The organism is Cellulosimicrobium sp. ES-005, from assembly GCF_040448685.1.
Lineage (GTDB): Bacteria > Actinomycetota > Actinomycetes > Actinomycetales > Cellulomonadaceae > Cellulosimicrobium > Cellulosimicrobium cellulans_G.
In genome coordinates, this window is sequence record NZ_CP159290.1 from 775,168 (window position 1) to 795,248 (window position 20,081).

General features: G+C 76.5%; 15 protein-coding genes. 6 read left to right on the plus strand and 9 right to left on the minus strand.

What is annotated here, in order from left to right; translation table 11 throughout:
• Positions 1-31: 31 nt before the first annotated feature.
• Genes ABRQ22_RS03410 through ABRQ22_RS03420 form a run of 3 tightly spaced genes read left to right on the plus strand, consistent with a single transcriptional unit; the run spans position 32 to position 4,295 of the window.
• Complete coding sequence (locus ABRQ22_RS03410) at positions 32-1,198, plus strand: glycosyltransferase (protein WP_253052895.1); 1,167 nt, start codon at positions 32-34, stop codon at positions 1,196-1,198.
• Positions 1,195-3,096 carry a hypothetical protein gene (locus ABRQ22_RS03415; protein ID WP_353708582.1) on the plus strand — a complete coding sequence of 634 codons (1,902 nt, stop codon included), beginning with the start codon at positions 1,195-1,197 and terminating at the stop codon, positions 3,094-3,096. Before ABRQ22_RS03410 ends, ABRQ22_RS03415 begins: the two co-directional genes overlap by 4 nt.
• The gene (locus tag ABRQ22_RS03420; protein ID WP_353708583.1) at positions 3,093-4,295 is read left to right on the plus strand and encodes a glycosyltransferase; all 1,203 of its coding nucleotides are present in this window, start codon (positions 3,093-3,095) and stop codon (positions 4,293-4,295) included. Before ABRQ22_RS03415 ends, ABRQ22_RS03420 begins: the two co-directional genes overlap by 4 nt.
• Here the strand turns inward: ABRQ22_RS03420 and ABRQ22_RS03425 are convergent.
• The 5 genes from ABRQ22_RS03425 to ABRQ22_RS03445 are packed head-to-tail and all read right to left on the minus strand — an operon-like array spanning position 4,249 to position 11,045.
• Positions 4,249-5,442 carry a glycosyltransferase gene (locus ABRQ22_RS03425; protein ID WP_353708584.1) on the minus strand — a complete coding sequence of 398 codons (1,194 nt, stop codon included), beginning with the start codon at positions 5,440-5,442 and terminating at the stop codon, positions 4,249-4,251. The genes ABRQ22_RS03420 and ABRQ22_RS03425 overlap by 47 nt on opposite strands.
• A complete protein-coding gene (locus ABRQ22_RS03430) occupies positions 5,439-6,470 on the minus strand; it encodes a glycosyltransferase family 4 protein (RefSeq protein WP_353708585.1) in 1,032 nt (343 codons plus the stop codon). Before ABRQ22_RS03430 ends, ABRQ22_RS03425 begins: the two co-directional genes overlap by 4 nt.
• Positions 6,467-7,639, minus strand: coding sequence for a glycosyltransferase family 4 protein (locus ABRQ22_RS03435; RefSeq protein ID WP_353708586.1), 1,173 nt, complete (start codon positions 7,637-7,639; stop codon positions 6,467-6,469). Before ABRQ22_RS03435 ends, ABRQ22_RS03430 begins: the two co-directional genes overlap by 4 nt.
• Positions 7,636-9,045, minus strand: coding sequence for an O-antigen ligase family protein (locus ABRQ22_RS03440; protein WP_353708587.1), 1,410 nt, complete (start codon positions 9,043-9,045; stop codon positions 7,636-7,638). The genes ABRQ22_RS03435 and ABRQ22_RS03440 overlap by 4 nt, the downstream gene beginning before the upstream one ends.
• Complete coding sequence (locus ABRQ22_RS03445; protein ID WP_353708588.1) at positions 9,042-11,045, minus strand: glycosyltransferase; 2,004 nt, start codon at positions 11,043-11,045, stop codon at positions 9,042-9,044. Before ABRQ22_RS03445 ends, ABRQ22_RS03440 begins: the two co-directional genes overlap by 4 nt.
• Positions 11,046-11,180: 135 nt before the next feature.
• Between ABRQ22_RS03445 and ABRQ22_RS03450 the strand changes: the two genes are divergently transcribed.
• Positions 11,181-12,134: a glycosyltransferase family A protein gene (locus ABRQ22_RS03450; protein WP_353708589.1), complete on the plus strand. Its 954-nt coding sequence runs from the start codon at positions 11,181-11,183 to the stop codon at positions 12,132-12,134.
• 12 nt (positions 12,135-12,146) lie between these two features.
• Here ABRQ22_RS03450 and ABRQ22_RS03455 read toward each other — a convergent pair whose 3' ends face one another.
• The 3 genes from ABRQ22_RS03455 to ABRQ22_RS03465 are packed head-to-tail and all read right to left on the minus strand — an operon-like array spanning position 12,147 to position 17,064.
• Positions 12,147-13,826 (minus strand): hypothetical protein, encoded by a 1,680-nt coding sequence (locus tag ABRQ22_RS03455; RefSeq protein ID WP_353708590.1) that lies wholly within the window; start codon positions 13,824-13,826, stop codon positions 12,147-12,149.
• Positions 13,823-14,773 carry a glycosyltransferase family 2 protein gene (locus ABRQ22_RS03460; RefSeq protein WP_353708591.1) on the minus strand — a complete coding sequence of 317 codons (951 nt, stop codon included), beginning with the start codon at positions 14,771-14,773 and terminating at the stop codon, positions 13,823-13,825. The genes ABRQ22_RS03455 and ABRQ22_RS03460 overlap by 4 nt, the downstream gene beginning before the upstream one ends.
• Positions 14,770-17,064 carry a hypothetical protein gene (locus tag ABRQ22_RS03465; protein ID WP_353708592.1) on the minus strand — a complete coding sequence of 765 codons (2,295 nt, stop codon included), beginning with the start codon at positions 17,062-17,064 and terminating at the stop codon, positions 14,770-14,772. The genes ABRQ22_RS03460 and ABRQ22_RS03465 overlap by 4 nt, the downstream gene beginning before the upstream one ends.
• A gap of 180 nt (positions 17,065-17,244) precedes the next feature.
• On the opposite strand from ABRQ22_RS03465, the gene ABRQ22_RS03470 reads away from it, so the two are divergent.
• Together ABRQ22_RS03470 and ABRQ22_RS03475 are read left to right on the plus strand one after the other, a co-directional pair.
• Positions 17,245-18,051, plus strand: coding sequence for a polysaccharide deacetylase family protein (locus tag ABRQ22_RS03470; protein ID WP_353708593.1), 807 nt, complete (start codon positions 17,245-17,247; stop codon positions 18,049-18,051).
• Between the two features lie 37 nt (positions 18,052-18,088).
• Positions 18,089-19,036, plus strand: a complete 948-nt coding sequence (locus ABRQ22_RS03475) for a glycosyltransferase (protein WP_353708594.1) — start codon at positions 18,089-18,091, stop codon at positions 19,034-19,036.
• A gap of 64 nt (positions 19,037-19,100) precedes the next feature.
• Here the strand turns inward: ABRQ22_RS03475 and ABRQ22_RS03480 are convergent, their stop codons facing one another.
• Positions 19,101-20,072, minus strand: coding sequence for a glycosyltransferase (locus ABRQ22_RS03480; RefSeq protein WP_353708595.1), 972 nt, complete (start codon positions 20,070-20,072; stop codon positions 19,101-19,103).
• Between the last annotated feature and the right edge of the window lie 9 nt (positions 20,073-20,081).

Consider the following 20,081-nt stretch of genomic DNA (forward strand, 5'->3'; position numbering starts at 1 on the left):
GCTGGTTGCCTGCGTTCGCGAGGGAGGACCGATGACCCACGGTGTCGCGCTCGCGCACGACTACGCGACCCAGCGTGGCGGCGCGGAGCGGGTCGCGCTGCTGCTCGCCGACGCGTTCCCCGGCGCGCCGATGTACACGACGCTGTACGACCCGGCCGGGACGTTCCCCGAGTTCGGCTCGCTCGACCTGCGCACGTCCGCCCTCGACCGGGCCGCGCTGCTGCGGCGGCACCACCGGGTCGCGCTCCCGTTCCTCGCGCCCGCGGTCGACCGCCAGCGCGTCGAGGCCGACGTCCTGCTCGCGTCCTCCACCGGGTGGGCGCACGGCTATCGCGGGGCGCGGCGCACGGTCGTCTACTGCCACGCCCCGGCGCGGTGGCTGTACCAGCGCGACCGGTACCTCGGACCGTCCGAGGGCTCCGCGACGCACCGGGCCCGACGGCGCGCCGCGGCGACCGCGCTCGGTCTCCTCTCCCCGGGGCTGCGCCGGTGGGACGGTGCCGCCGCGCGGCGCGCGGACGTCTACCTCGCCAACTCGACCGTCACGCAGCGCGCGATCCGTGACGCCTACGGGATCGAGGCGGAGGTGCTCGCGCCGCCGCCGGCGATGCTGCCCGACGGCGAGGAGCGTGCCGTCCCCGGCGTGGAGCCCGGCTTCCTCCTGTGCGTGGCACGCCTGCTGCCGTACAAGAACGTCGACGTCGTCGTCGAGGCGGCGCTCTCGACGGGGCGTGAGCTCGTCGTCGTCGGGGACGGCCCCGACCGCGCCCGGCTGGAGGCGCAGGCCGCGCGCGGGGGCGGCCGGGTGCACCTGCTCGGCCGTGTCGACGACGCGACGCTGCGCTGGGTCTACCGGAACGCGTCGGCGCTCGTCGCGGCGTCGTACGAGGACTACGGGCTCTCGCCGCTGGAGGCCGGGGCGTTCGGTCGGCCGAGCGTGGTGCTGCGCGACGGGGGCTACCTCGACACGGTCGTGGACGGCGTCAACGGGGTCTTCTTCGACGCGCCGCGGCCCGACCTCGTCGCCGAGGCCGTCGAGGTGGCGGCGGGGCGCACGTGGGATGATGACGCGGTCACGGCGCACGTCGCGACGTTCGGCCGTGAACGGTTCGTCGCGCGGCTGCGTGGCGTGGTGGCCCAGCAGCAGGGCCACACCGTCGGTACGGGTCGGCCCGGTGGGGGGAGAGCGCAGCGATGACCATCAGGGAGTTCCTCCGCACCGTCTGGGCGGGCAAGTACTACGTGCTCGCCGCGATCCTCGTCGTGGTCGGCGCCGCGCTGTTCTACGTCGACCGGCAGGAGACGATGTACCGCGCGACCGCGACGGTCCAGCTCTACGGCGTGCAGAGCGCGCAGGGCGGGGAGTCGCTCGTCGAGGTCACGGTCGTGACCGACGCCGAGGACGTGACGTCGCCCGAGGTCGCGGCCGCCGCGGCTGCCGCGCTCGGCGAGCCCGAGGCGGCGGACGAGCTGGCGGACCAGGTGTCGGCCGACGTCGACGGCGAGACCAAGACGGTGGCGATCCACGCCACGACGACCGAGGAGGCGCGGTCCGTCGAGGTGGCGAACGCGTTCGCGGACGCCTACGCGGCGCAGCTCGTCACGATCCAGGCCGACCAGGTCGCCGAGCTCGAGGCCCGTCGCCAGGCGCTCGCCGACCAGCTCGCGGGCGTCCGCCAGCGGCTGGGGGCAGACCCGGAGGACCCGCTGGCGCTCGCCGAGCAGGACATCATCGTCGGCGACTACTCCGCGCTCACCGTGCAGATCAACTCGCTGCGCGGCATCGCCGTGCCGGGCGAGGTCGCGGCACCGGCGACGGGGGCCGAGCCCCTCGGGCTCTCGCGGCTCACGGTGCTGGCGCTGGCCCTGCTCGTGGGCCTCGTGGCGGGCATCGGGCTGGCGTTCGCCCGGCGGGGGCTCGACGTCCGGGTCCGGAGCGCGGCCGAGTCCACACGGCTCACGGACACGCCGGTCCTCGCGGAGCTCTACGGCACGCGGCCTGCGGAGAAGGAGTTCACGCACACCCAGGCCCTGCCCGTCGCGAGCAAGGTCGCGACGCCGTTCACGGAGTCGATCCGCGAGCTCCGCACCGCGGTGCAGGTGTCCACGGCCGGGATGAAGCACACGGTCGTCGTCGTCACGGCGGCCGACCCGTCGGCACCGCGCTCGTTCATCACGGCGAACCTCGCGGCCTCGTTCGCGCTGAGCGGGCGCCGCACGGTGGCGCTGTCCGGCGATCTGCGGCGCCCGCAGCTCGACCGCATGCTCCCGGCCCCCGACGACTGGGACGGGAAGGGTCAGGATCAGGAGCTGCGCCCGACGGCGGTGCCGAACCTGCGGGTCATGCCGGTGCCGGAGGAGGAGATGGACCCGGCGGACTTCCTCGCCACGGAGCGCGCGCGGGCGCTCGTCCGGAGCCTGCGCGACCACGCGGAGGTCGTCGTGGTGGACGCGCCCCCGGTCCTGGCCGCGGCCGACGCGACGATCCTCGGCGGCTACGCGAACGGGGTCGTGCTCATCGCGTCGGCCGGACGTACCGACCGTGCGGTGCTCGCCGAGGCGACGGAGCGGCTGCGCGTCAGCAACGTCCCGCTGCTCGGCATCGCGCTCACCGGGGTCACGGGCGACCGGCGGATGCTCTACGCGTCCACGTACGGCGACGACACGGAGCAGGAGACAGGCGCCGGCGAGGCACGGGCCGCAGCGCCGGCGCCGTCCGACCCGTCCCGGGCGACCGGGCGCCCCGCGGCGCAGGCGCCCGCCCCCGCCGAGCCCTCCGGGCCGGCGCGGTCCGGCCGGCCGGAGGAGGAGCCCGCTCGGGACGAGGCCGCGCGCACGGTCGGCACGCGACGCGCGTCGGTCGCCGCGGCGGCGGTCGCGGTCGACGAGGCCGCGGGGCGCGCCGCGCCGCCCGCCGGGGCCGTCGGCAGCGCATCCACGGCGCCCGACGGTCCTGTCGCGCCCGGCGCCTCGCAGGGTCCGGGCAAGCGGAACGCCGTGCTCTCGCCGGCGTGGAGCAAGGTCGAGCCGGCCACACCGGACGACACCGGTGACGAGCCCGCGCCCGACGAGCGCAAGCGCCCGTTCCGGTGGTGACCGCCCCGGGCGGTCCGCCGCTCCGGGTCCTCGTCCTCGACCACACCGCGGAGCTCGGCGGGGCGGAGCTCGCGCTCGTGCGCACGTGCGCGGCGCTCGGGCCCGAGGTGGACGTGCGGGTCCTGCTCTTCGCCGACGGCCCCCTGCGCGCGCGCCTCGAGGAGATCGGCGTGCGGGTCGACGTCGTCGCGCTCGCGCCGTCGGTGGTGACCGCCGACCGGGAGCGCGCCGGGCGGTTGTCGCCGTCGACGCTCACGGGCGCCCTGCGGACGCTCCCGTTCCTCTGGCGGCTCGTGCGTCGGGTGCGCGCCCTGCGGCCCGACGTCGTGCACACGACGTCGCTCAAGGCCGACCTCCTGGGGATCGTGCCCGCGGCGCTCGCGCGGCGGCCGCTGGTGTGGCACGTCCACGACCGCATCGCCCCCGACTACCTGCCCGGACCGCTCGTCCGGGTCGTGCGCGGGCTGGCGCGCCGGATCCCCGCGGCGGTGGTCGCGAACTCGCGCGCGACGGCAGAGACGCTGCCCGTGGTGACGGCCGTCGCGTACCCGGGGTTCGCGCCGGAGCAGGTGGTGGGCGCCGAGCGCGCGCTCGCGGCCCGCTCCGGGGCCCCGGAGCCCGTGGTCGTCATGGTCGGACGGCTCAGCCCGACCAAGGGCCAGCTCGAGGTCGTGCGCGCGCTGCGCACGGTCGTGGACGCGGTGCCGACGGCGCGGCTGCGGGTCGTCGGAGAGCCGGCGTTCGGGGCCGAGGACTACGCGGCGCTGGTCCGGGCCGAGGTGACCCGGCTCGGGCTCGACGACCACGTCGACCTCGTCGGCTTCGTGCCGGACCCGCGGGCGGAGCTCGACCGGGCGGCGGTGTGCGTGCACGCGTCGCCCGTGCCCGAGCCGTTCGGCCAGGTCGTCGTCGAGGCGATGGTCCGGGGCGTCCCGCTCGTCGCGACGCGGGCGGGCGGCGTCGAGGAGATCCTCGACGACCCCGAGGAAGGACGTGACCCGCTCGGGCTCCTCGTCCCGCCCGGCGACGCCGAGGCGATCGCGGCGGCGCTGCTCGACGTGCTGCACGACCCGGCCGCGGCCCGCGATCGCGCGCTCCGGGCGCGCGCGTCGGCGCTCCGCAGGTTCCCCGTGGGGCGCACGGCGCGGGTGCTCACGGACGTCTGGACGTCCGTGTCCGGGCCAGCGCCGCGCGCATGAGCGCGGCCTGGCCGCGCCAGGTCGGGACGTCGGGCGGGTCGGTGGCGAGCCGGTCGGCGCGCGGGGGCGCCGCGTCGCCGAGCGCGGCGAGCACCGCCGTCGGGAAGTCCTCGCCGACGGCGACCCGCACCCCGGGATCGTCCCGGAACCCGGCCACGGGCGTCGACACCACGGGCCGCTCGACGGCCCGGTACTCGTAGAGCTTGATGGGGTCCAGGCTGTCCGTGAACGCGTCGACGACGTGTGGGACGAGCAGGACGTCGGCGTGGCGCAGGTAGGCGGGAACGTCGGTCCAGGGACGGGGACCGAGGAGCACGACCTCGGCGCGCGCGAGGTCGGCGTGCTCGGCGGCGGAGAGGTCCACCACCGGGCCGACGAGCACCACGCGGGCGCGCCCGTCGAGCGCGCGGGCCGTGGCGAGCAGCAGCGGGACGTCGAACCGGTCGGGGTGCACGGTCCCGACGTAGAGCGCGACCGGGCCGGCGGGGAGGTCGGACGGACGGTCGTACGCGCCGCGGTAGCGGTCGAGGTCGACGCCGTTCGTCAGGAGCTTCACGTCGCGGATCGCCCCCTTGCGCGCGACCAGGCCCGAGGAGCACACCGTGACCTCGGCGCACCGCTCCAGCAGCGTCGCCTCGTCCTCGACCAGCCGAGCATGCTCGGCGGGGGAGCGGTCGGCGGCGAGCCAGTCGTCGGTGACGTCGTAGAGCGCGGGCCAGCCCGTGCGCCGCACGACCGCGGCGCCGGAGGGGTCGTTGACCCAGAGCACCGGGCGGCGCAGGCCGACGCGGGCCACGGCGCGCTCGACCGACCGTGCGAGCCGTGCGTCCGCGCGCGGGTCGACCCTGCGAGGGAGCCACTTGGTCGGCTCGTGGAGGAGCACGCGCCCCGGGGCGATCCCGTCCACGGCGGGCGCGGCGCGCAGACCGCGGCCGGGGCGGGGGACGCCGCGCCGGCTGAGCCGGTGGAGCGGATCGGCCGCCGGCTCGACGAACAGCACGCGGGCCGTCGGGTCGGCGCGGCACAGCTCCGCGACGAGGTACTGGTTGCGGCGCCACACGTCGTCCCAGCGCTCGAGCGACAGGACGACGACGTCGCCCGCGCCCACATCGCCCACATCGCCCGCAGCGCCCGCGGCGGCCGTCACGCGAGCACCGCGCGGTAGACCGCGTCCGTCCCGGCGACCTGCGCCGCGGGCGTGAAGCGCGCGCGCTGCGCGGCGCGGCCGGCGGCGGCGCACGCGTCGCGGCGTTCGGGGTCGGCTGCGAGCGCGGCCAGGGAGCGGCCCGCGGCGACCGGGTCGAGCGCGGGGTAGAGCGTGAGCGGGTCGATCCCGCCGAGCGTCTCGCGGTGCCCGCCCGCCGCGGACGCGACGACCGGCAGGCCGCTCGCCATCGCCTCGAGCACGCTCAGCCCCAGTCCCTCCACGGGGCACGGCGCGACGAGCAGGCCCGCGCGGCCCAGGAGGGCGTCGACGTCGTCGCGCGCCCCGAGGAACGACGTGGCGCCCTCGATGCCGAGCGACCGGGAGAGGCCTTCGAGCGCCGTCCGCTGCGCGCCGTCGCCCGCGACCTCGAGCCGCCAGCCGCGGCCCGCGAGCCCGGAGGCCGCGAACGCCTCGAGCGCGAGGTCGGTGCGCTTCTCGGCCTCGAGCCGCTGCACGACCAGCACGACGTCGTCGCGCGCGGCGGCGTCGCGCCCGTCGGGACGGTCCGCCACGCCGGGGTGCACCACCACGCTGTCCCCCTCCACGTGGTCCGCGACGTACCGGCTGATGGCGATCTGGGCCCGTACCGACGACGCGGCGACGACCGCGACGAGCCGTCCCCGCGCCCCGGTGCCGCGCCGCCGGGCGAAGTGGCGCGTCGACACGACCGGCGGGAACCCGCGCGTCGTGCGGGCCGCGACGGCCGCGGCGACCTCGGCCGCCGTCATGTGCACGTGGACGACGTCCGCCGTCGCCGCGTGCCGGCGCAGCGCCCGCACGACGTCGCCGGTCGAGGCCGCCGGGAGGAGGGGGACGGTGGGGTCGTCCACCGTCGCGCGCATGCCGTCGGGCGCTCCGCCGACGACCGCGACGTCGTGGCCAGCGGCCGACTGCGCGCGCGCGAGCCGCGCCACGTGCCGCTCGACGCCGGCGAAGCCGTCGGACCGGACGGCGTGGAGGATCCTCACGGGCGGGGCTCCGATCGTGCGGCGGCGAGCGCCGCCGCGAGCTCGAGGTAGCGACGTGCGACGGCGTCCCAGTCGTGCCGCACGGCGGCGGCACGCGCGCGCGCCGCGACCTCGGCACGCTCGTCGTCGTCCAGGGTGGCGACGGCCGCGAGACCGGTCCGGACGCCCTCGACCGTCCGGTCCACCAGCCACCCGGTGACCCCGTCCTCGACCACGTCGGGCGCATAGCCCACGGGGGTCGCGACGACCGGGACCCCGCACGCGAGCGCCTCGAGGACGACGAGCGCGTTCGCCTCGTACGCGCTGGGCAGGGCGAGGGCGTCGGCGGCGTGCAGCCAGGGCCGGGGGTCGGGCACGCGGCCCGCGAGGTGCACGCGGCCGGCCGTCCCGAGGCGGGCGACCCGCGCCCGGACGTCGGCGAGCATGTCCGGCGTCCCCCCGACGACGCTCACGTGGACGTCCGGCAGGTCCGCGGCCGCGGCGAGCACGAGGTCGAGGCCCTTGCGGTCGAACTCGTGCCCGACGAACACCACGTGGACGGCGCCTGCGGGCACGCCCGCCGCGGTCCGGGCGGCGGCACGCTCGGTTGGCGTGGGCGGCGCGAAGCGCGCGACGTCCACCCCGTTGCCGATGACGACCGCCCGGGCGCGCAGCCGCGGGTACGTGCTGCGCAGCGCGTCGCGCTCGGACCGCGTGAGGTTGACGACGACGCGGTGGGCGCGGCCCCGGTACCGGACCGCGTCACGGGCGGCCGTGAAGAGGTGCAGCGGGTTGCGCGCCATGCGCCACGCGTACCCGCCGCGCGCCCGCATGGCGACCCGGAGGATGCCGTGGTTGACGTAGACGTCGCCGGCGAGGACGTCGTTGTGGCAGATCGAGACCACCGCGTCCCCGGCGCCCCGGCTCGCGCGGCGCTCGCGGGCGACCCGGCGACGGGCGAGGGCCGTCCCGACCGTGGAGAACCACACGACCCGCGCGAGGAGCACGAGCCGGCCCCGGACGCCCGGTCCGGGCTCGGGGAGCCACGTGCCGCGCGCGTCGGCGAGCGTGAAGCGCGCGGTCGGTACCCCGGCGCGCTCGAACGCCTCCTCCAGGTGGTGCGCGACGCCGCCGACGCCGCTGCCCGGGGCGATCTCCGGGGCGATCTGCAGGATCCGCAGGTCGGTCATCGTTCGGCCATCTCCCGCACGGATCGCAGCTCGTCGAGAGGGAGCTCTCGACCGGTCACGTCGCGGGCGCGCTGCCGCGACTCGGCGTACGCCTCGGCGCCCAGGCACACACCCACGATGACGAAGGGCACCGTCACCTGGACGGACACCCAGAAGAGGTCGAACTGGCCCTGGACGAAGCGCATCATGAGCATCGAGAACGCGAGGGTCCCGAAGCGCGGGTTGATGCGCCACAGCACGACCATCCCGCCGAGGAACAGCACGAGGAACCCGACGAGCCCGACGATCCCGGCGGACGTCAGCACCTCGAGCTCGACGTTGGGCGGCTGGAAGACGAACTCGGTGACGCCCGCGGTCCACCACCGCAGCCCCATGCCGACCCAGGGACTGCGCTGCCACACGTCGATCGAGTCGGCGTACCAGGTGAGCCGCTGGTTCGCGGAGTTGAACTCGTTCCCCGACTCGAGCTGCTCCTGCACGGCGAGCACGACGAAGTAGATGGCCGGGACCGCGGCGAGCAGGATGAGCTTCGAGCGCTTGCGGTCGGGGTCGCCCCGCAGCGTGATGAGCATGATGCCGATCGCGAGCCCGATGAGCGCCTGCCGCGCCTGGGCGGCGAGCACGCCGAGGGAGCAGAGCCAGAACGCCCCGAGCGAGAACCAGCGCGGCCAGCCGACCCACCACGGTCGTGCGTAGGCCGTGAGGGCGGCGAACGCGAGCACGCACCCGATGAAGTTCTTGTGCATCGCGATCGGCCAGTCGACGTACACCGGGCCGGTGTTCCCCACGGCGAGCTGCTGGAGCGCGACGAGGCACGTCTGGGCCGCGATCGCGAGACAGGGCAGGAGGAAGAGGGTCAGGCCGAGCCGGGCACGCCCCGAGCGGCCGACGGCCCAGCCCAGGACGAGGGCGCCCGCGACCGAGACCCAGGCGTGGAACCACTCGACGACGTTCGCGCTGAAGGGGTTGACGATCACCGTGAAGAGCGTCGCGACCTGGTAGACGAACGACAGCCAGAGCATCGCCCGCATGGGCCGCGAGAACGGCCGGGGCGAGAAGAAGAGCGCGAACCAGAACGCGCCGAACAGCGCGAAGTCGCTGAGCGAGAGGTCGACCCCGCCGCCGCCGACGCGCTGGACGACCACGAGCGCGGGCATGGCGAGGATCGGCAGGGCCACGGGCTCGTACGCGGTGAGCCCCACGATCAGGACGATCACCGCACCCCCGACCGCGGCCGTCTGGAGCTCGGGGACGACGAAGCCGAGGAGCGCGAGGAGCGCGACGACGACGGCTCCGCCGAGGAGCCAGCCGGCGACGGTCCGGCTGCGCGCGGCGAGCGCGCCGGGGATGCGCGGCGCACGGTAGAGGACGGGCCGACGCCGGAGGAGCGGGGCGCGCTGCGTCACAGCGCCGACTCCGCGCGGACGGGCCCCGCGAGGTAGAGCCGCAACCGCCGCCGCGCGGACTCGCGACCGTCCCCGCGCAGCGCGACGGAGCGGGCCGCCGCCCCGACGACGGCCCCGGCACGCGCGAGCGCCCAGCCCGCGCGACCGTGGTGCTTGCGCAGGTAGCGCTCCTGCGACGCGTGGAAGTGCGTCTCGCGGCGGCTCGGGTCGCTGCTCGTCGCGCCGCCGAGGTGCAGCGCGTGCGCCTCGGGCACGACGGCGTGCCGCCACCCGGCCCGCACCGCGCGGTACGCCCAGTCGGTCTCCTCCGCGTAGAGGAAGAACCGCTCGTCGAAGCCGCCCACGTCGTCGAGCGCCGCCGCGCGGAGCAGCAGCACCGAGCCGATGACGAACGAGCGCTCCGCCGGGGTCCGGCGCAGCCGCGCGAGCCCGACGGCCTCCGTCCACGTGGCCGCCGGGGACGGGAACGGCCAGACCACGCGCGCCCGGGTGCCGTCGTCGTCCACCTGCTCCGGCCCCACGCTCGCGATCCCCGGGTCGGCGTGGAGCGCGCGGTGGAGGGCCTGGACGTCCTCGGGGGTCACGACGGCGTCCGGGTTGAGGAGGAGGACGTCGGCGCCGGGCGCCTGGCGGTGGGCGAGCGCGTGGTTCACCCCCGCGGCGAACCCGCCGTTGCGGCCGGGGTCGAGGTAGCGCCCGCCCGCGAGCTCGGTGATCTCCCGGATCTCGGGCAGGGACGAGTTGTCGACGACCGTGATCCGGTACTTCCCGGCGAGCGGGGCGAGCGCGTCGCGCACCATCGCGGGGGAGCCGTAGGCGACGACGACGACCTCGGGCGGCACGGCCGCGGACGGGTCGCGCTCGTCGGTCGGCCGCGCACGCGCGGAGCCGGGCCCGCCGTCGACCGCCGTCCGGTAGAGCCCGGCGTAGCGGCGGGCGACCTCGGCCCACGAGCACGCCGCCGCGCGCTCCGCCCCCGCCGCACGCAGGCGGTCGGCCAGGCCGTCCTCGTCCCGGACGCGCACGAGCGTGGCGCGCAGGGCGGCCGGGTCCTCGGGGGCGACGAGCAGGCCCGCGCCGCCCACGACGTCGGGCAGCGCTCCCGTGCGGGTCGCCACGACCGGCACGCCGCACGCCATCGCCTCGACGGCGACCCGCCCGAACTGCTCGACCCAGCCGGGCGTCTCGCGCGACGGGACGGCGAGCGCGTCGAGCGAGCGGTAGAACGCGACGAGGTCGGCGTCCGCGAGCGCGCCGACGAACCGGACCCGGTCGCCGAGCGGTCGCGCCGCCTCCTCGAGCGCCACGCGGTCCGGGCCGTCACCCGCGACGACGAGGTCGAGCCGGTCGTCGCCCGCGACCGCTGCGAGGAGCACGTCGACGCCCTTGTGGTGCGCGAGCCGTCCCGCGTACCCCACGCGGAGGCGATCCGGGGCGCGGTCGTCCCGACCGGCGTCGGGCGCGAAGACCGCAGGGTCGACGCCCAGCGGGACCGTCTCGACGCGCCCTCGGGCGCCCTTGGCGCGCACGATCCTGCCGGCCTCGTCGTTGCAGACCGACACGCCCGCGGCGCCGCGCAGCGCGCGCGCCTCGAACCACCGGAACGGCCACGGGTAGCGCTTGTCGAGGTTCTGCGCCGAGTAGAGGAGGTACGGCGGCGCGGGGCGACGCGACAGGACCGCGCGCAGCCGGCGCAGCAGGAGGACCTCCGCCGTCGCGAGCGCGAAGGGCTCCTCGTGCACGTCGAGCACGTCCCACTCCTGCCCGAGCGCGCGCCACAGGGGGAGCGGGTCGTACACGAAGAGGGCGGGGTGCGACCCGATCGTCCGCACGCCCCGCACCGGCTCGCCCGGACGGGGCACGAGGCGGACGGTCGTGCCGCCCTCGTCCCACGCGCGCGCCGACAGCAGCCGGACGTCGACCCCCCGCGCACGCAGCTCGCGCTCGCGCTCGCGCCAGGCGTCGACCACGGCGCTGTGCGAGACGCGAAGGACCCTCATGTGGGAGATTGTCCCCCAGCAGGCCACGGATCCCGCGGGAATCCGCCGATTTCACCCCATCCGTCCGCGGCCCGGGTGCGGTGGCCGCGCAGGACGGCGACACGGCAGGGACGCGGCGAAGACACGGAGGAGCACGTGGGCGAGGTCCGGCAGACGGACGAGGACGGCACCGCCCTCCCGAGCGTGAGCGTCGTCGTGGCGACGAACCGCGGCGGGCCGTTCCTCGCGGAGGCGCTCGCGTCCGTCCTCGCGCAGTCGTACCCCGCCGCCGAGCTCGTCGTCGTCGACGACGGCTCGCCCGAGCCGGCGGACTTGCTCCGGATCGTCGAGGACGCGGCGCGGGACGTCGCGTCTCCTCGGCCGCGCGTGGTGCGACGGGCAGCCGCGGGCGTGTCCGCGGCGCGCAACGCCGGGGTCGCCGAGACCTCCGGCGAGCTGGTCGCGTTCCTCGACGACGACGACCGCTGGCACCCGGACCGGCTGCGGCGCCACGCCGAGGTCATGGCCGCGCGGCCGGACGTCGTGGTGAGCTACTGCGGGATGCGGACGATCGACGCCGGCGGTGCCGAGCTCGTCGCCGCGGACCAGCGGGCCGCCGACGACCAGCGCGCCGTGATCCGCGGACCGGGCGTCATGCTCCCGAACCTCGTGATCCGTCGGGAGACGTTCGACGCCGTCGGCGGCTTCGACCCGGAGTATCGGCAGGGCGAGGACATGGACCTCGTCCTGAAGGCCGCCGCGCGGGGGCCGTTCGCCTTCGTGGACGACGTCCTCGTGGACTACCGCCACCACACGTCGAACACCACGCGCTCCCACCGCGACCTCGCGACGAGCCTGCGCGTCATCCTGCGCCGGCACCGGGACGACGCGCGCGCGGCGGGCCGCCGCGACCTCGTGCTCGCCTACGACGACCGGCTCGCCGCCAACGAGCGGTTCGCGTGGTGGAGCGCCGGTCGAGCCGCGCGCTCCGCGGTCCGCCTGCGCCGGCCCGCTGCCGCGGTCGGTGAGGTGGCCTGGGCGGTCCGGTTCGCGCCCGGCGCTCCGGTCCGCCGGGCCTGGGCCGGGGTGCGGCGCACGTCGCGCGCGTGAGACCTCCGGGACTCAGCCCGGGAGAGCGTCGACCGTGACGACCGACGCGCGCATCGTGGACAACGTCCACGGCTTGTACCGCCGCCGCGGCAGGCTGTACGAGACGACCCGGTCCAGGACGACGAGCGTGGCGACCTGGGCGACGGTGAGCTCGCCGCGCCGGGAGGCCACGCTCGTGGCGAGCGGGCCGGTGAGCTCGTCGGCCGCGAGCCGGCGGACCGCCTCGGCCAGCCCCGATCCCGTCCGTGCCAGGTCGACCTGGCACGCCGCGTACGCCGCGTCGAGCACGAGCGGGTTGTCGGGCTCGAAGCGGTTCCAGTCGACGAGGTGCGCCGAGCCCTCGGCGGTCACGAGGACGTTGTCCGGGTGGAGGTCGCCGTGGGTCGGGCCGACGGGGACGAGCAGGTGGCCGTGGGCCCGCAGAACACGGTCCCGCAGGCTCGCGGCGCCGATCTCGGCGCAGTCCCGCTCGCCCCGCGCGGACTCGAGACGCCGCCAGGCGGCCGTCGTCCGGAGCGGGCGGTGCGCGTCCGGCGACGTCGGCGCCGGCAGCGCCCGTGCCAGGACGTCCTCGGCCTCGTCGAGGGAGACGGGCCGGGCGCGGAGCAGCGGCGCGTCGGCGACACGGACGCCGTCGTACGACGGCGCCATGACCTCGTCGAGCACGAAGGCGCCGAACCCCGACGCGGCGGCCTCGTGCGTCGCCGCGACCTCCCGCCCCAGAGCCTGCTGCTGGTCGGCTGACAGCGGGACCTTGACGAACCGCTCGCCGCGCACGGCGACCCGGGCGTCCGACAGGGCGGCGACGACCGGGTGGCGCGACCTCGCCACCCGCTCGGCCAGCGTCGTCACGTCCCGTGAGGCGTCGCGACGGCGCCGGGCGAGCACGACGGCGTCCGGCGCCAGGACGCCGGACGCGCCCAGGGCTCGGAGCGTACGCGCCGCCGCCCGCCGCGCCCCCGTCCTGAGGTCGGTGGCGGCGAGCTCCTCCCGCAGCCGCGGAGCCGGGACGAGGCGGGCCCAGTCGTCGCGACGGGGCAGCAGGGCGTGCCGTCCGACCGGGACGAGCCCGGCGCGAGCGAGGAGATACCGCACCGGCACGACGTCCGCGCCCGCGGCCGCGCGCCGTCGGACCGCGTCGACGGTACGCCGTCCGCGGTGCCGGACGTCGGCGACGACCGTCCCGCCGGGCGCCAGGACCCGCTCGACCTCGACCAGGAAGCCCACGGCCCCGCGGACCCCGACGAGAGCGAGCACCTCGTCCACGTCGACCCAGACGAGGTCGACGGACGCGTCGGGGAACGGGAGGCGGGCCGGGAGGTCCAGGTGCACGGCGGACGCGCCGGGCACCGGGTGCGCGAGCTGCTGGAAGCGCAGCCGGTCGCCGACCCAGTCGGCCCGTGCGACGTCGAGGCCCAGGAAGTGCAGCGCGGGTGCCAGGGCGTGCCGCTCGCCGCCCAGGACGAGGCCGCGCCCGCCCGCGCGCGGGACGAGGACGGCGGGGCCGCCCGACGCGGGGTGGAGGAGCCGGCGCTGGAGCTCGACCGGCCAGGGCGACTCCGCGTCGGTCATCGCGTCGATCACGAGGTCGACGCTCGTCGCGGAGCGCACCGTGCGTCGCACGTGCTCCGGCACCTCGTGCCAGGGGCGGTCCGCCGCCGCGCGTCGGGTGACGCCGACGTCGTCCGTCACCCGCTCACCCCGGAGCGCCGGGCCCGCCCCCGGTCGGTGAGGCGCCGCCGTGCCCGGACGCCCAGCTCCAGCAGGCCCGCATAGCTGCGCGCCGCGGCGAACCGCAGCTTCGCGCCCCGCTCCTCCGGCCAGGGCGCCTGCCAGATGCGGATCCACACCGTGAAGGTCTGCTTCGTGTTGTGCCAGCTGTCGCGCGCGAAGCCCGCGGTCTCCGGGTTCTCGGTCAGGTCGACGAGGCCGTGCGTGATCCGGACCGTCTTGTGCGTGAGGTCGCGCCACGAGGGTCGCGACGGATGGTCGACGACCGCGTCGGCAGCGAAGTCGAGCCGTCCCCCGATCTCCTGGAGCCGGCGGCCCCACTCGAGGTCGCCGCCCGACTTCAGCGCCGCGTTGAAGTCGCCGACGCGCTCGAACGTCGCCCGGGGCACGACGAGGTTCGCGGTCGCCGCGAAGTGCGTCACGGTCACGAAGCGCTCCTGGTCGAAGCCCTCGACCGTCTCGTACAGCTCGGGGCCGGTCGTCGGGCGCGACCCGTCGCGGAAGAGGATGTTGATGTCACCGCCGACGGCGTCGGGCGGGTCCTCGGCGGTGAGCGCCGCGACGGCGCGCGAGAGCCAGTCCGGGCGCGGGATGCAGTCCCCGTCGGTGAACGCGAGCACCTCGCCCGTCGCGCGTCGCGCGGCCGTGTTGCGCGCGACGTACGACCCGCGCCGGGGCTCGAGGACGACCGTGAAGCGCCCGTCCCCGGCGGGGAGCGCGGGCCGCAGGTCCTCGGTCGAGGCGTTGTCCGCCACGACGACGTCGAACCGGTCCGCCGGATAGTCCTGGGCGGCGAGGGCCGCGAGGCACGTCCGCAGGCGCGCGACGTCGTTGTAGACCGGCACCACCACGGTGACGGTGGGGTGCGGCGCGCCGGGCGACGGGGCCACGGGGTCGGGGAGGGTCATCGTGCTCCTGTCTCACGCCCGGACGCGGCACGACGTCGGGCCCACTCGGTGTACCGGGAGGTGGCGAGCCACCGGGCGTGCCGGACGCTCGCGCGCGCCCGGCGTGCGACGCGCCGCGGCGGTGAACCGGGCAGGACGGTCAGCAGCCGTAGGCGGTACCGCGCCCGAGCCAGGTGCTGGGTGACGACCGACCCGTCGACGAGCACGTCGAGCGGCAGACCGGTCGCGGCGAGCCAGCGCGCGTCGTAGCCCATCTCGCCCACCGGGACGTCCCCGGGGAACTCGGGGCCGGGGCCCACCAGCCCGACGGCCCGCGCGAAGGGAGGCGGCTCGTCGTCGTACCGGTGGAGGAACTCGAAGTCGACGACCTTGAGCCCGTGCGTGGGGTCGAGGACGAAGTTGCCGGGCTTCGCGTCCACCAGGTCGTACCCGAGGCCGTGGAGCTCGCGCAGGACGTCGACCATGCTGCGCACGACCGCGAGAGGGAGCAGGCCCGTCCTCGACCGGGCCGCGCCGAGAGTGTCCTCGTAGCAGGGGCACGCGAACCAGTCGGTGCCGGCGGCGACGAGCGGGGGGACCGCGGCGACGCGGCCACCGAGCTCACGGAGCGCGGTGAGCTCGCGGTCGAGGAACCGGGTGAACGGCGGGGCGAACGTCTTCCGGACGACGAGGCCGTCCGTGCCGGCGACCACGTCGACGCGCGCGCGCCGGCCGACGCTGAGCGTGCGGACCGTGCCGGGCGGTGCCACGTGCTGCGCGGCGCGCCGCTCGGCCTCGGCCCGGACGGCCCCGACGGCGTCGGGCGCGATCACGTCGAGGTACTCCCACGCCTCGGCGGTGCTGTCCGAGGAGTGCAGGGGGTTGAACCGCTCGGGCTCCGGCACGCGCTGCTCGACGAGCCGGCGGACCTCCGACTTCGCCTCGAACGTCTCGGCGTTGGTCAGGTGCGGGTAGCGCTCGCGCAGCCAGTCGTAGGGCTCCTCCGGCGCGTAGTGGAGCGCGACGACCATGCGCACGGGATCGCCCCCGCTGCGGGGGAAGGGCCCGCGGCCCCAGTTGCCGCCGCGCAGCGCCGTGGCCGCGCGCTCCCGGGCCGTGGGGCCGAGGTCCGTTGCCAGCAGCACGTCGAAGCCGAAGCGGTCGAGCACCGCCTCGACCTGCTCCGCCGGGACGACGGCGAGGGTCGCCTCGCGCACGAGGAACACAGCGAGCTCCGCGTCGCCGAGCCGGGCGTCGTGGTCGGAGGCGAGCAGACCCCGCGCCCACGCGTTCCCGGACGAGAGCCGTCGCAGCGCATCGGTCGGCGGTCGCCACCCGACGGACCCGAGGTAGGCGTCCACGTCCTCGTACCAGGGGTCGAGCGCCACCCCCTGCCCTCGCGCGAGCCGCCGGAGCTCCGCGGGATAGTCGTGCTCGGGCGCCGGCTCGGCCGGTCCCAGCCCGCGCGAGGGAAGCCCCGAGCGGCGTCCCTTGTGATAGACCGCGTGGTACGCGAGAGAGTGCAGGTGGTCCTGCGGCGAGGGCACGAGGAACCCGCTCTCGTGCACCACGGCCCGGTCGAGGACCTGCTCGGCGAGGGCCGGGGGATAGTAGGCCGCCCCCTGGTAGTCCGACGCCGCGAGCCCGGACACGCTGTAGAGGTCCACGGGCATCGTCCCCGGCTCCGACTCGAGGATCCCGCGCAGCGCGTCGACGTCGTCGTCCGCCACGAGGAGGTCGAGGTCCTCGCCCGGCTCGATCACCGGGAGCGACTCGAACCAGCGCAGGACCGCGTACCGCAGGCCCGCCTCCTTGAGCCGGGTCGCGAGGCCGGTCGCACCCCAGACGGGCGAGAAGTAGGTGCGCGGGGCCGGGCCGTGCGGCGGCGGCAGGCGGTACAGGTCGAAGGCACGCCCACCCCAGACGAACCGGCCGAGCGGGGCGAGGCGACCGCCCGCCCGGCCGACGAGGACGGCCAGGCGCGCCTCCAGCCCCGAGATCCCGGCCCCGTGCTCGACCGCGAGGTACCGCAGGTGGCCGAGGTCGCGCACCGTCCACAGGACCCGCGCGCGGTCGGCGCGCAGGATCAGCAGGTCCGTCGAGCACCGCGCCGCCACGTCGGGCGTCGGCACGGGGTGGAGCCGGTCGGCCAGGTCGCCGGCCGCACGGCGGGCCGCCGCGAGACGTCCGGGCTCGACGAGGCCGAGGTAGCGGTCGAGGCCGACGGCGCGAAGGTCGGCGGCGACGGCGCCGTCGCGCGCGCCGAGATCGAGGACGCGCGTCCCGGGGGGCAGCGCAGGCGTCGGCTCCACAGCCAAACCCTAGGTCAGCGACGAGCCGTCACCGCGGGTTCGCGGGGAATTCACCCGGGCCGGGCGACCACGCGGTCCCGCTGCCACGGCCCGGGCGCCGTCGGCGTCGATATGCTCGCCTCGGTGTCCGGCTGAGAGGGGTGGTGGCGTGAACGGTCGCCGCGACGCCGGGGGTGCGCCGTGAGCCGCGCCCGGTGGCCCGTGCTCGTCCGCCGGGGAGCCCTCGACCGTGCCCCGCGGCCCGCCGGGGGGACGTTCCGGTCCCAGGCCGTCCCGCCCTTCCCCGTGCCGCCCGTGCTCGCGCGCGAGTTCGGCGTGTTCTGCGTCGACACCACCGAGCGGGTCGTCGCCCTGACGTACGACGACGGCCCGCACCCCGAGCACACCCCTCGCCTCCTCGACGTCCTGGCGCGGAGGGGCGCCACGGCCACCTTCTTCGTGCTCGGGCAGCACGTCGCCCGGTACCCGGAGGTGGCGCGACGGGTCGTCGCGGAGGGCCACGAGGTCGCGCTGCACGGTGAGGACCATCGATCCCTCCTCACGCTCGGCGACGAGGAGGCGGTCCGCCGGATCGGCGACGCCAAGCGGCGCGTCGAGGACGTGACCGGCGTGCCGCTGCGGCTCTACCGCCCGCCCTACGGGCGGCACACCGTGGCGCAGGCGCGCGGGATCCGCGCGCTGGGGCTCGAGCTGGTCATCTGGTCGGGGGACGCGCACGACTGGCTGCACGACGACGAGGACCGCATCGCCGGACGCGCCCTCCACGACGTGTTCCCCGGCGGGATCGTGCTGCTCCACGACGACCGGGCCGACCCCGAGACGCTCGAGCCGGGCCAGGAGCTGCCCCGCTTCGACCGCGCGCGGGTGCTCGTCACCCTGCTCGACGGGTTGGCGGCACAGGGCTACCGCACGTCGACGGTCGGCGGCCTCCTCCACGAGCACCGTCCGGTGCGCAGCCGGTCGCGCTCCGAGCGGCCGGCGTCGTGACGGTCACGCCGGGGGGTGGGTGATGGTCGGGGCGGGTGTGCCGGACCTGAGCGTGGTGATCGCGGCGTTCGACGCGCAGGACACGCTGGACGAGCAGCTGGACGCGCTCGCGGAGCAGGATGTGGGGTTCGCGTTCGAGGTCCTGGTGTGCGACAACGGGTCGCGCGACGCCACGCCCGCGCTGGTGCGCCGCCGTCAGGAGCGCGAGCCGTGGCTGCGGCTCGTGGACGCCTCGGCGCGGCGCGGTCCGTCCGCGGCGCGCAACATCGGTGCCGGGCACGCGCGGGGCAGGTTCCTCGCGTTCTGCGACGCGGACGACGTGGTGGGCCAGGGCTGGCTGACCGGGATGCACGACGCACTCCAGGACGACGAGTTCGTCACCGGCAGCTGGGAGGGAGACCGCCTCAACCGCGGCAACCGCGCCTCCGTCTCCTGGACGACCGACCCGATCGTTACGAAGCCCTTCTTCCCGTGGCTTCCCGGCACCGGCGCGGGGACCATGGGCGTCCGCCGTGCCGTCTTCGAGGAGGTCGGCGGGTTCGACGAGTCGCTCGTGACCGGTGAGGACGTCGACCTGTCGTGGCGGGTCCAGCTCGCCGGGCACCGCCTGGTCCACCACCCCGAGATCGTGCTGCACGTGCGCAAGCGCGACGGGCTGCGCGCCATCTTCCGCCAGGCCTACGCCTACGGCGCGGGCGACCGGCTCCTGCAGCACCGCTACGCCGACGTCGCCGCCGCCTTCACCACCGGTGCCGCGACACCGGGGCCTGGCCCCGCGGACCCGGGACCGCCGGTCGCCCGGGCCGGTGCTCTCTCGGTCGTCCGTCGCATGGCGCGCACGGTCCGCAACAAGCTGTCGCGCGGCCGGGTCGGTCTCGCCGAGACGGTCTGGCGCGTGGGCGAGCAGGTCGGTTACCGGTGGGGCCGTGTCGACCCCGCCGCGCCGCGGGTCCCGGTCCCCGCCGTGCTCCCACCACCGGTCTGAGCGGCGCCACCGAACCGTCCTGAGCGAAGCCCGCCGTACCGGCCCGAGCGCACCTCGGCCCGGGCTACGACGGGTCGGGCAGGACCGGGGGCACGGGGACGCGCGCGACGGTCGGGTCGGTCCGCGCGAACCGGAAGCCCAGGTCGTGCCCGACGCGCTGCACCCGGTCGGCGAGGTCCCTCCGGCTCCGGACCCGCACGACCTTGCCGAGCACGCGCCGCACCGAGCCGATCGCCCGCGCGGCGCGCCCGGCCGTGGCCTCCGCACGGGCGGCGGGCCGCAGCTCCGGCACCGGTGCCGCCGCCCCGGACGACTGGTCCTCCCGGCGCTGGTACGCGGCGGCGACGTCAGCGTACCGGTGGCGCAGGAGCCGGTCGCCCGCGCCGTAGGCGTAGGCCTGGCGGAAGATGGCGCGCAGCCCGTCGCGCTTGCGCACGTGCAGCACGATCTCGGGGTGGTGGACCAGGCGGTGCCCGGCGAGCTGGACCCGCCACGACAGGTCCGTGTCCTCGTTCGTGGCCAGCCGCTCGTCGAAGCCGCCCGCCTCCTCGAAGACGGCACGACGGATGCCCATGGTCCCCGCACCCGTGGCGGGCAGCCACGGCAGGAAGTCCATGCGGTAGACGCTCTCCACCATCCACGACACCGCCGTGCCGTCGCCGCGGTTGAGGCGGTCTCCCTCCCAGCTGCCGGTGACGAACTCGTCGTCCTGGAGTGCGTCGTGCATCCCGGTCAGCCAGCCCTGGCCCACCACGTCGTCCGCGTCGCAGAACGCGAGGAACCTGCCCCGCGCGTGCCCGGCACCGATGTTGCGCGCCGCGGACGGACCGCGCCGCGCCGAGGCGTCCACGAGCCGCAGCCACGGCTCGCGCTCCTGACGGCGGCGCACCAGCGCGGGCGTGGCGTCGCGCGACCCGTTGTCGCACACCAGGACCTCGAACGCGAACCCCACATCCTGCTCCGCGAGCGCGTCCAGCTGCTCGTCCAGCGTGTCCTGCGCGTCGAACGCCGCGATCACCACGCTCAGGTCCGGCACACCCGCCCC

What these genes read in the sequence shown, in the direction of transcription:
- ABRQ22_RS03410 (WP_253052895.1), top strand. Translation starts at nt 32, where the DNA reads ATGACCCACGGTGTCGCGCTCGCGCACGACTACGCGACCCAGCGTGGC.
- ABRQ22_RS03415 (WP_353708582.1), top strand. Translation starts at nt 1,195, where the DNA reads ATGACCATCAGGGAGTTCCTCCGCACCGTCTGGGCGGGCAAGTACTAC.
- ABRQ22_RS03435 (WP_353708586.1), bottom strand. Translation starts at nt 7,639, where the DNA reads ATGACCGACCTGCGGATCCTGCAGATCGCCCCGGAGATCGCCCCGGGC.
- ABRQ22_RS03445 (WP_353708588.1), bottom strand. Translation starts at nt 11,045, where the DNA reads ATGAGGGTCCTTCGCGTCTCGCACAGCGCCGTGGTCGACGCCTGGCGC.
- ABRQ22_RS03460 (WP_353708591.1), bottom strand. Translation starts at nt 14,773, where the DNA reads ATGACCCTCCCCGACCCCGTGGCCCCGTCGCCCGGCGCGCCGCACCCC.